The following is an 11,173-nucleotide window of genomic DNA, read 5'->3' on the forward strand; positions in this document are numbered from 1 at the left end:
GTTGAGTAATATGCTATCTATTATAATAAATTTTTTGTAAGAATTCAAACTTATAGATTTTTTATGCTTCAATTAATTATTGTTTATAATCGTAGAACTATTGGTGAAATAGAGTCTGTTTTTATAGGATATCAATAACCAAATTTAAAAATGCTATTAGCATTTTTTACAATCAATAGTAAAGAGCTTGACGCTAGTCAAGTGATAGCTTTAAAAAGCGGTCTTCTTGAATTAGGGGTTTTTAGTTGGGGGTTGTAGGGGGAATTATTTCAAAAATACTCCTATCCCCTTAAGAGAATGAGTTTTATCATAAAATAGAATAGCTAAAAACCCCTTTTTTTAACAATAAGACCTTGAGTGTTCATATTTAATGAAAATAGAGCTATTTTAGTCTATTCCGTAATAATAACCCTAAAGCTCTTATCAAGGTGGTTTGCTTCTTGCAAAGCGTTACAAATCTCTGCGTTTTTGGCATAAAACTCCTTAAGCGGGATGTGGGAATAAAGCTTTTTGCGTGCTTCATCAACCCTGCAAATTAATGGGCGGGATTCATAAATCTTGCACAGATTGGTTTTTAAATCCAAAAACTTGCACACCCCATTGCCAGCATCAAACCCAAGAAATGACATTCCCATTTCTATCCACCTTGACATAATCAACGAGTTCATGGTTTTTATTAGGCGTGGCATAGTCTGGGAAACGCTCTCCGATCTGAGCCTTTTGATCCACAGAAAGATTGTCATATTGCACCAACCTCTCCCCATTTTCCATAAGGATATTTTGAGCATTAACATGGGCTTGTTCTTTGATTAGGGTAGGCTTATAAGTAACCCCCCGAAAGACGAGAAATAAAAAGACTAGGACTAAAAAAGCTAGGGATAAAAAACGCTAGGACTTTTTCCATAAAGACCTCCTTATTGTTTGATCTTAGCCACTACAACCAAAAATCCTAAACAAACCGCCTTATTTTTAACAAAAAGGTTTAAAATAATCAATATTTTCCCTACCCCCCTGTGTAGTAAAACGCCCTTGTGGGAGTTGCACTGTTTTCATCATTCCACATGTTTTTTTCTGGTTTATTGATGACGGATTGCTTTAAAAGCCTTTTTATATTTTTTGTATCCTTATTCATGATCGCCTCTTTAGCGTCTATGGCGTCTTGATAGTATAAACATGGGCAAATCTTGCCATCAGAAGCCAAACGGATACGATTGCAAGATTGGCAAAAATCATCGCTATGCGGAGCGATAATGCCAAATTGATAGCCATTTTCTAGCGTGTAGATTTTAGAAGACCCTTGTTTGGGTTTTTCTGTCTCAATGATTTGATATTTTTGAGCGATCAAATCTAAAATTTCTCGCTCTTTCAAGCCTTTAACCACACTTTTAGCATGCGTGTTTTCCATAAATTCAATGTAGCGGATTTGTATATGCCTCTTTTTTGCGTATTCCAAAAGCTCTAAGATTTCATCATCATTAACGCTTTTTATCGCAACCGTGTTTAATTTGAGTTTTAAACCCACTTTCAAGGACTCTTCAATCCCTTCTAGCGTCTTTTTGAGAGATTTTTAAAACCCTATCGCTTTTTAAAGAATCCAATGAAACATTCACTCTTGATAACCCGGCCTTTTTTAAATCCTTAGCCATTTTTTTGAGTAAAAAACCATTAGTGCTTAAAACTAACGCCACTTCTTTATTGTAAGCGTGTAGTTTAGCGATAAACTCGTCTAAACCCTTGCGTAATAGCGGCTCCCCACCCGTGATTCTGATTTTTTTAACGCCCTCATCAATGGCGATTTTAAGAAATTCTAAAACATTATCCAAAGGCAATAATTCTTCATTATCAAAAAAATTTAATGGCGTAGCAGGCATGCAATACTGACACCTGAAATTGCATTGTTTGGTTACAGACACCCTAATATAGTCAATCACCCTATTAAAACTATCTACTAACACTCCCTTTTCCCTTATGCCCTTTATTTAAGCTTTTAGTGTAACATAATAAAACAATGACTTAACAACATTAAACAAGGATAGATCTTTTGAAAAACCCTATCATTGATAACATTCCTTGCGTTTTACTGGCTGGGGGCAAAAGCTCTCGTTTCATCATCAATAATATTCAAATCAATAAGGCTCTCATGCCTTTAAAATCGTATTCTAGCCTTTTAGAATACCAATACTCGCGCCTTTTAAAACTTTTCAAAAAAGTTATTATCAGCGCTAAGAAATCGTATGAATTAAACGCTCCCTATCTTTTAGAAAAAGAGAGCGGCCTTTTTTCACCCCTTTTTGGCATTTATAACGCTTTTTTAACGCTGCAAACCCCTTATATTTTTTTTATCGCCATAGATGCACCTTTAGTGTCCTTTGAAAGCATTAAAACCCTTTGTGGGATTCAAAACTTTAGCGTAGTCTATGCTAAAAGCCCCACAAAAGAGCATTATTTGATTTCTTTGTGGCATCAAAATACCCTTAACGCTCTTTTTTACGCTCTTAAAACGCAAAATTATCGCTTGAGCGATCTTGTGAAAAATACCTCTTCTGTCGCTATCAGTTTTAATCAAGAAGAAGAATTTTTAAACCTCAACACCTTAAAAGACTATGAATTAGCCGTTCAAATTTTAAAAGAGAAATCAAATGGCTGAAGAAGAAAAAACCGAACTCCCTAGCGCGAAAAAAATCCAAAAAGCCAGAGAAGAAGGCAATGTGCCTAAGAGCATGGAAGTGGTGGGGGTTTTAGGGTTATTGGCTGGGCTAATGAGTATTTTTGTTTTTTTTATATGGTGGGTGGATGGCTTTAGCGAAATGTATCGCCATGTGTTGAAAGATTTTTCCCTAGATTTTAGTAAAGAAAGCGTTCAAGAGCTGTTTAACCAGCTGGCTAAAGACACTTTTTTATTGCTTTTACCCATTTTAATCATTTTAGTGGTGGTGGCGTTTTTATCCAATGTCTTGCAATTTGGCTGGCTCTTTGCCCCTAAAGTCATTGAGCCTAAATTTTCTAAAATCAACCCTATCAATGGCGTCAAAAACCTTTTTTCTTTAAAAAAGCTCCTTGATGGGAGTTTGATCACCTTAAAAGTTTTTTTAGCTTTTTTTCTGGGGTTTTTCATCTTTTCCTTATTTTTAGGGGAATTAAACCATGCGGCTCTTTTGAATTTGCAAGGCCAGTTATTGTGGTTTAAAAGCAAGGCGTTATTACTCATTTCTTCGCTTTTATTTTTATTTTTTGTCTTGGCTTTTATAGATTTAGTGATCAAACGCCGCCAATACACCAACTCTTTAAAAATGACTAAACAAGAAGTTAAGGACGAATACAAACAGCAAGAAGGGAACCCAGAAATCAAAGCCAAAATCCGCCAAATGATGGTAAAAAACGCCACGAATAAAATGATGCAAGAAATCCCTAAAGCCAATGTCGTGGTTACTAACCCAACCCATTACGCCGTCGCTCTTCAATTTGATGAAGAACACCCTGTGCCTGTGGTAATCGCTAAAGGCACGGATTATTTAGCCATTAGGATTAAAGGTATCGCTAGAGAGCATGATATAGAAATTATAGAAAATAAAACGCTCGCTAGAGAGCTTTATAGGGATGTGAAATTAAACGCCGCCATACCAGAAGAATTGTTTGAAGCCGTGGCGATAGTCTTCGCTCAAGTGGCTAAATTAGAGCAAGAACGCCAAAAACAAAAGATCATTAAACCTCTTTAAGATTTCTTAAACCCGCTTTTAAGCCCCAAAAAGACACTCTAATCAATGAGAGCTTTAATTTTGATGTTCCAAACGCCTTAAAGTGTTATGCACGTATTCTAAAAGCCACCCTAACAAGCCTAAAAAATAAAAACCCAATCGCATGCCATAGTATTCTTTAGTTTGAATGAACATGCTAGAGCATAGCACCACCACGCTAAGCCCCACGATCAAAATAAGCGTGTTAGCGTATTCATACAACCCAAAAAGGCGTTTGTGGTAGATTAAAACCAGTATCAACAAAATAAGAGCGAGTGTAAAAAGGGAAAAATCCACGCAATCAGACACGCTTAAAAATCTAAAACTCTGTAAAGAAGAAGCAAAAACCCACACGATGCAAATATTCATAGAGGGCAAGAAAGATTGCTTCATGCTAGCCCCTAAAAAACGCCACAATAAAGTCGCTAACAGCGCAAAATAGAAAAGATAAAGCACTATTAAAGAATCTTTAACAGGAAAATTCCAAGCGTAGAAAGAAAGGCATAAGATCCCTACGCAAGCGCATTTTTGGCGCGTGAGGGTGAAAGGCTTAACAATAAGCACAAGCAGATAAATTAAAGAAACGCCTATTAACCCCAAGTAATCTAATTTGACAATGAAATCATAAACATGGTTTTCAAACAAAAAAAACAATTGCGAAAAATCATCGCTGAAATGCGAAAGCAACAAAGTTTCCGCATTGAACAAAAACAACAAAAAAAACAATGAAGAAAAAACGACTTTATGCGTGTATATTTTTTGATAAAAATTCATCTACAACCTAATCATTGCCTAATCATTCTTGCTGAAGAAACTATCAATGCCATCAGCAATGCCCTTAGCCAAGATTTTTTGATACGGTTTGCTTTGGATGCGTTTAGATTCTATCGCATGGGAATTATAACCAATTTCTATTAAAATTGAAGGCATTAAGGCCCCGGCCAACACCCAAAAAGGCCCCTCTCTCACGCCCCCATCCACCACATCAGGGTAATTTTTGCGGATACTTTGGAGCATGCCGTATTGCACATCAATCGCCAGTTTGTTAGAGACAATCAGTCGCTGCGTGTTCAATGAATTTAAAAGCAAACTTTTAGAAAAATAATCCATCAAATTCACATCGTCTTTATTTTCTTGCTCAGCCACTTTCCTAGCCCTTTCGCTCCTTGCGGTGGATAAAAAATAAGTCTCTATGCCATGAGCGTTAGAAGTGGAATGCTTGGGGATGGAATTGGCATGCACTGAGATGAATAAATCCGCGCTTTTTTTATTGGCTAATTCCGTGCGAGCCACTAAATCAATATAAATATCCTTATCCCTTGTCAATAAAACACTATAGCCTCTTTTTTTGAGCTCTTTGTGTAAAAACTTCACCACTTCTAAAACAATGTCTTTTTCACACACCAAATTCGCGCTCATCGCCCCGCAATCTTTCCCCCCATGCCCAGCGTCTAAAACGATCTTTTTGTGTTTTTTGCGTTTGGTTTTGATGAGAGTTTCATTTTTTTCTGCTATAAAAACTTGGTTCTTACTCTCATTTTCTGCTTCTTTTTTAAGAATTTCTTTTTTAAGAATTTCTTTTTTAAGAATTTCTTTTTTAAGAATTTCTTTTTTAAGAATTTCTTTTTTAAGAATTTCTTTTTTAAGAATTTCTTTTTTAAGAATTTCTTTTTTAAGAATTTCTTTTTTAGCGCTCCTTTCGTTCAATGGAGAATGCGCATGCTTTGAGTGCGCATGCTTAATTGGCGTTTTTTCTTTGGTCTCTTTAGACTTTTTGGCCTCTTTTTTAATGGGCTTAGGGGTGGGTTTTGGCGTTGTGTGTTTGAGTGCATGGTGTTTGGGTGGTTTTAACACCATTTGATGCCTAATTAAGGGCTTTTTCTCCACGATAGAAACATAGAGCTTGTCTTTAAGGATTTTAATCTCATAAGTCATCTTAGGAGCATAGCCGATAACCACTCGCGCTAATTTAGGGCTGAATTGCGCGATCGTGATGGACGATTGTTTAGAAAATTGGTAATGCTTTTTAGGAATGGTTAAAACGGCTTCTAATTCCAAATAACTCTTGAAATTTTTGAGCGGAACTTCTTTGAATTTTTTAATTTCTTGATTGAACAGAATTTTAACGCTGCTAGAGCCAAAAGGCACAATGTTGATAATTTTAAGGGTTGTAGCACAAGCAAAATGCAACCACAAAAGACATGTAACAACCCCTAACCTCACAAGCACTACAAATTAACCCTCTGTAAGCTCTTTAATCAATTCATGCACGCTGATAATCTTATCCACTCTATAGCCATTAGCCCCAGTAAAATAAAGCCCCTCTTCTCTGTTCCCTAAATAACTGCGCCCCAAACCATCAGCGATACAATAGCCCACCTTTTTAGCCTCTTCACCTCTGTTACAAGGCGCTACACAATTGCTCACGCATGCGATTTTGGGCGCGTTACCCTCTTCAATGCGCTTGATCACTCCCGTATTAATAGCCCTAGCCGGATAGCCTACAGGCGATTTAATGAGTAAAATATCTTCTTTTTTGAGCGTGGGCAAAAGATCGGCATACGCTTTAGCATCGCATTCTTTCGTGCCTAAAAAACGAGTCGCCATCTGCACCCCACTCGCTCCAAGACTCAACATGGTGTCTATATCCTTCCTATCCCAAATCCCCCCAGCAGCGATGATAGGGATATTCCCCCATTCCTTAGAAGCTTCCACGACTTTAGGCACTAAGTTTTCTAATCGGAATTCTTCTTTGAAACAATCTTCGTATTTAAAGCCCTGATGCCCCCCACTCAAAGGCCCTTCCACAATGAATGCGTCCGGGATTCTTTTATAGCGATCGCTCCATCTTTTACAAAGGATTTTTAAAGCCTTCGCTGAAGAAATAATAGGGATGAGTGCCACATCGCTAAAATCCTTAGCGAATTCAGGCATGTTGGTGGGCAAACCAGCCCCTGTAATAATGATATTCGCTCCCGCTTCACAAGAATCCCTTAAAACACGGCCATAGTCATTGATAGCGTATAAAATATTCGCCCCTAAAGGCTTGTTCCCACAAATTTTCCTAGCGTTTGCAAAAATCTCATTCAACGCTTTTTTGGAGTAAAAATTCAAAGCTTCAAAGGGTTTTTTAGCCACAATCCTTTCTACAAAACGCATGTTTTTATAATAACCAGTCCCTACGGCTGAAATCACTCCTAAAGCCCCTTCTTTGGCAACATTTCCAGCTAGTTCATCCCAGCTAATCCCCACACCCATTCCCCCTTGAAAGATAGGGAATTTTATGGTGTGCTTACCGATTTTTAGCGGTTTGAGTGTTGATACCATAGCTCTTTCCTTAATATTAGTTAATATTTAATTTCATAAATCTTTTCTTACCAAGCTGTATAACATAATTTCCTTTAACAAAACGATAACTCTCATTTTTTATCACTTCTTGATTAATCTTTACCCCTCCCCCTTGAATATCGCGCCTGGCTTGTGAAGTGGATGGGCAAAAGCCAATCTGTTTTAAAACATCTAAAATCCCAACCCCCTCATCAAAATCGCTCTCTGATAAAATTTCAGGCAAAAGGTTTGCGCTAAACACTTTAGAAAATTGCTCTTTAGCCTTGAATGCTTGATCATTATCATAATAACGAGCCACGATTTCACCAGCGAGATCCTCTTTAACGGCTTTAGGGTGCAAGGTCTGATTTAAAATACCATGTTTTAAGTCTTCAATTTCTTCTAAAGTCTTAGCGCTCAAAAGGGTGTAGTATCGCCACATGAGATCATCGCTCACGCTCATGATCTTCCCAAACATCGCATTAGGCTCTTCAGTGATCCCCACATAATTCCCCAAGCTTTTACTCATTTTTTGCACCCCATCAAGCCCCTCTAATAAAGGCATGGTAATGATAGACTGCTCTTTATTCAAGCCGTAAGCTCGTTGCAAAAAACGCCCCACCAGCAAATTAAACTTTTGATCATTGCCCCCAAGCTCAATATCCGCATCCATCGCCACTGAATCATAGCCTTGCAACAAAGGGTATAAAAATTCCACGATGCTAATGGGGCGGTTTTCTTTATAGCGTTTAGCAAAATCGTCCCTTTCTAGCATTCTAGCGACTGAAAACTTCGCACACAATTCTATCATGCCCTTTGCGCCTAAAGCATCCAACCAAGTGGAATTAAAGCACACTTCGGTGTGTTTTTGATCTAAAATTTTATAGATTTGCTCTTCATAAGTTTTAGCGTTTTCTAAGACTTGCTCCCGGTTTAAGGGCTTCCTCGTTTCATTTTTCCCTGTAGGATCGCCTATCATAGCGGTAAAATCCCCAATCAAAAACTTAACCCTAGCCCCATATTGCTGCAATAAAGCTAATTTTTGGATCAAGACCGTATGCCCTAAATGCAAATCGGGAGCGGTAGGATCAAACCCGGCTTTAACGATAAAGCGTTCATTGGTTTCGTAATATTTCCTCACCAGCTTTTCAATGTATTCTAATCCAATGATTTCATTAGCGCCTCTTTTGATCTCTTTTAAGGCGATACTGACTTTTTGTTCCATGTTTATTCCTTAATTAGGGCTTATTATGACTCATAAGCGTCATCTAGACTGGATAATTCTACAATCCTATCCTGATATTTGCGATTGATTAAGGCTCTGATCCAATCCGCCTTATCCGTAGCTATTTCAAAACTCACTTCACAATGGCTAGAATACTTGTCTTTATAGCCCAAATAAGACACGCCCACAATGTTGCATTCATTCCTGTTTAAAAAAGTTAACAAACCCGCTAAAACCGACTTTTTTTCGCCTAAATAAAACATCATTTTATAAATCGTTCGATCCCGCTTGTGCCATTCTATATGAACCATAGGCGCTTTAGCGTCCACTTCCGCCATCGCTTTTTTGCAAAATTTATGGTGCGCAACCGCTTTTGGATCTTTTAAATCCGTTACAATCGCAATGATTTCATCGCCATATTTAGGGTAACAACAATCATTCAATAATACCTGTTTGATTTCTAAAGCGTTGCTGGAACAAACGCTAAAATGTTCTAATTCCTTACACTGCCACTGCCGGTTTGGGGCTAAAAAATTCAAAACGCTGGTTTTAAAACCCAAATACCTTAAACCTCGAGTCCATAAACTCATCTCTTGGTATTCTAAAATCGCATCTTCTTTTAAAGAAAACACCTTATTTTCAATTTCTTCAGTGAGTTTGGCTAAATTTTCAAAGCTTCTCATCGCTTCTGTTAAGGTGGTCTCCACCCCACAATCTATTAATTTTTTTTCAAAGTTTTTATAATCTTTCAAATCCACATCTTCAAAAACAGAGCGCCCAAAAAAAGTCGATAAGATATTAATCATGCTCTTAGTGTCAATTTCTTTCAAGCGGTTTCTTCTTTGGATGCGCAAATGGTTTTTAGCCTTAGAAGTTTTAAGCTGATCCATCCAAATGAAACGAGGTATTATTTTATCGCCTTTAACGATTTTAACCACATCCCCGCTTCTTAATTCCTGATTGAGTAAGGCTTTTTTACTATTGATATAAGCGTCCGTGGCTTTATCGCCCAAATCGCTATGCACCATGTAAGCAAAATCTAAAGCAATCGCTCCCACCGGTAAGGTGTAAGTGTCCCCATGGGGCGAAAAAACGACAATATCTTCACGATACAAATCGTTCTTGGCGAGTTCGTAAAATTCCTTAGGGTCGTTTTTCAAATCGCTGTCATGGTATTTAAAATTTTGCAACCACCTCATGCCCTCATGATGATCTTCATTATCCACGCCCCCAGCTTTATACTTCCAGTGGGCTGAATTACCATACTCCGCCCCCATATGCATATCAAAGGTGCGGATCTGCACTTCATAAACAGAAGACTCATCAAAAATGGTCGTGTGTATCGTCTTATAGCCATTTTCTTTGGGCAAAGCGATGTAATCTTTAAAACGAGAGACAATGGGTTTGAAATTCAAATGGATAATCCCTAAAACTTTATAGCAATCAATCGGGTTTTTCAATAAAATCCTAATCGCTAACAAGTCTAAAATTTCATCAATATTGACTGCGCCCTTTCGTTGCATCTTAAGATAGATAGAATAAGGGCGTTTCACCCTTGTAACGAGTTTAAAATCCGAATGGCTAAACCTGCTATCAAAAAGTTTTTTTTCTAACTTGCTCGCAAAAGCGTTGAGTTTTAAGAGTAAAGACTGCTTGTTTTTGTGTAAATATTCCTTGATATTTTTATACTCTTCTGGATAAATATAATAAAAGCTCTTGTCTTCTAATTCATTTTTGATTGAAGACATGCCCAATCGGCTCGCTATGGGGGCATACACCGCTAGAGTCTCTTTAGAAATACGCACTTGCTTGTCATGAGGCAAGGCGTCTAAGGTGAGCATGTTGTGCAACCTGTCGCTAATTTTTACCACTAAGGCTCTTGGATCTTGTATCGCGCTAATTAAAATCTTTCTAAAAGTGAGTGCTGAAACCACCATTCTGGGATCTTGAGAGCTCACTCCTAACTCTTCTTTCCTGATTTCAGTGATTTTGGTGAGCGCATCCACTAAATTAGCCACATCTTGCCCGAATTCTTGCTCAATCGTTTCAATCTTACAGGGCGTGTCTTCTACCACATCATGCAAAAGCGCAGCGCACACCATCGCCTCATCGCCCCCACAAAACGCTACCAAGCTCGCCACACAAATAGGATGGACAATATAAGGCTCGCCGCTTTTTCTGTATTGCCCCTTATGGCTTTTGGCCGCTAAATTCAGGGCGTTTTCAATTTTGGGCGTGGAATCAATTAAAGTCCTTAAGATTTCAATGCCGCCCTTTGGGGTCGTAACTTTTTTGATAACATCAAGAATCCGTAAGAATCCGATATCAACGGATTTATCAATTTCGTTCATCTATCCTGTCTATATCAATTTTCCCTTCAGCGATTTCTCTGATGGCAATATCCACTAATTTATGGCGCTTAGGGTCCATATTCACTAAAGTTTTGGCTCCGGCGTTTAATTGCTTCACACGAGCGAAAACCAAATTGTCTAGCATGTAGCGGTCGTTCCCGATATTTTTTAAGGCTTGAGCGACTAAACTCTCTGTTCTCTCTTTTTTCAAACTGATCCTTTTATTTTGAGTTCTATCCGATTTTAAAGGGCTTATTTTACCATAGAAAAGACGCCTTGTTGGTGCTTGATCACTTGCAACAAATTCCCTTTTTTGAACATGTTACACACCACAATGGGGAGCTTATTGTCTTTAGCTAAAGAAATAGCGGTATCGTCCATCACTTCAATATCCCCTATCAAGGCATCGTTATAGCTTAAAGTGTCTAATTTCTTAGCGTCTTTAAACTTGTTAGGGTCTTTGTCGTAAATGCCATCCACTTTAGTCGCTTTAATGATTAAATCCGATCCAATTTCAATCGCTCTTAAAGTGGCAG

General features: G+C 38.0%; 10 protein-coding genes and 2 pseudogenes. 2 read left to right on the plus strand and 10 right to left on the minus strand.

Annotation, left to right across the window (positions count from 1 at the left end):
- Positions 1–392: 392 nt before the first annotated feature.
- From DV63_RS13485 to moaA, 3 genes and pseudogenes are all read right to left on the minus strand, one after another.
- Positions 393–629 (minus strand): annotated as a pseudogene (locus tag DV63_RS13485) (YkgJ family cysteine cluster protein); the annotation flags it as partial.
- On the minus strand, positions 610–750 hold the full coding sequence (locus tag DV63_RS17980) for a hypothetical protein (protein ID WP_238554912.1): 141 nt from the start codon (positions 748–750) through the stop codon (positions 610–612). The pseudogene DV63_RS13485 and the gene DV63_RS17980, both read right to left, overlap by 20 nt.
- A gap of 253 nt (positions 751–1,003) precedes the next feature.
- Positions 1,004–1,955: pseudogene (gene moaA, locus DV63_RS13495) on the minus strand (GTP 3',8-cyclase MoaA).
- An 86-nt stretch (positions 1,956–2,041) separates the two neighbouring features.
- Between moaA and mobA the strand changes: the two are divergent.
- Positions 2,042–2,647: a molybdenum cofactor guanylyltransferase MobA gene (mobA, locus tag DV63_RS13500; protein WP_000795257.1), complete on the plus strand. Its 606-nt coding sequence runs from the start codon at positions 2,042–2,044 to the stop codon at positions 2,645–2,647.
- Positions 2,640–3,716, plus strand: coding sequence for a flagellar biosynthesis protein FlhB (gene flhB, locus DV63_RS13505; protein WP_000796891.1), 1,077 nt, complete (start codon positions 2,640–2,642; stop codon positions 3,714–3,716). Before mobA ends, flhB begins: the two co-directional genes overlap by 8 nt.
- 54 nt (positions 3,717–3,770) lie before the next feature.
- Here the strand turns inward: flhB and DV63_RS13510 are convergent, their stop codons facing one another.
- The 7 genes from DV63_RS13510 to DV63_RS13540 all read right to left on the minus strand — a co-directional run.
- On the minus strand, positions 3,771–4,508 hold the full coding sequence (locus DV63_RS13510) for a hypothetical protein (protein WP_001012405.1): 738 nt from the start codon (positions 4,506–4,508) through the stop codon (positions 3,771–3,773).
- 18 nt (positions 4,509–4,526) lie between these two features.
- On the minus strand, positions 4,527–5,963 hold the full coding sequence (locus DV63_RS13515) for an N-acetylmuramoyl-L-alanine amidase family protein (protein ID WP_020982422.1): 1,437 nt from the start codon (positions 5,961–5,963) through the stop codon (positions 4,527–4,529).
- A gap of 6 nt (positions 5,964–5,969) precedes the next feature.
- Positions 5,970–7,061: a decanoate oxidase/trans-2-decenoyl-[acyl-carrier protein] isomerase FabX gene (fabX, locus tag DV63_RS13520; protein ID WP_000255230.1), complete on the minus strand. Its 1,092-nt coding sequence runs from the start codon at positions 7,059–7,061 to the stop codon at positions 5,970–5,972.
- Positions 7,062–7,077: 16 nt separating this feature from the next.
- On the minus strand, positions 7,078–8,286 hold the full coding sequence (gene tyrS / locus DV63_RS13525; protein WP_000436098.1) for a tyrosine--tRNA ligase: 1,209 nt from the start codon (positions 8,284–8,286) through the stop codon (positions 7,078–7,080).
- A gap of 23 nt (positions 8,287–8,309) precedes the next feature.
- Positions 8,310–10,637, minus strand: a complete 2,328-nt coding sequence (locus tag DV63_RS13530; RefSeq protein ID WP_001002269.1) for a RelA/SpoT family protein — start codon at positions 10,635–10,637, stop codon at positions 8,310–8,312.
- On the minus strand, positions 10,624–10,848 hold the full coding sequence (locus DV63_RS13535) for a DNA-directed RNA polymerase subunit omega (RefSeq protein WP_000712202.1): 225 nt from the start codon (positions 10,846–10,848) through the stop codon (positions 10,624–10,626). Before DV63_RS13535 ends, DV63_RS13530 begins: the two co-directional genes overlap by 14 nt.
- A 41-nt stretch (positions 10,849–10,889) precedes the next feature.
- Positions 10,890–11,173, minus strand: a 284-nt coding sequence (locus DV63_RS13540; RefSeq protein WP_020981435.1) for an amino acid kinase family protein, incomplete at its 5' end; no start/stop codon positions are given.

Origin of the sequence: Helicobacter pylori FD535, from assembly GCF_000296015.2 — a bacterium.
Taxonomy (GTDB): Bacteria; Campylobacterota; Campylobacteria; order Campylobacterales; family Helicobacteraceae; genus Helicobacter; species Helicobacter pylori_CT.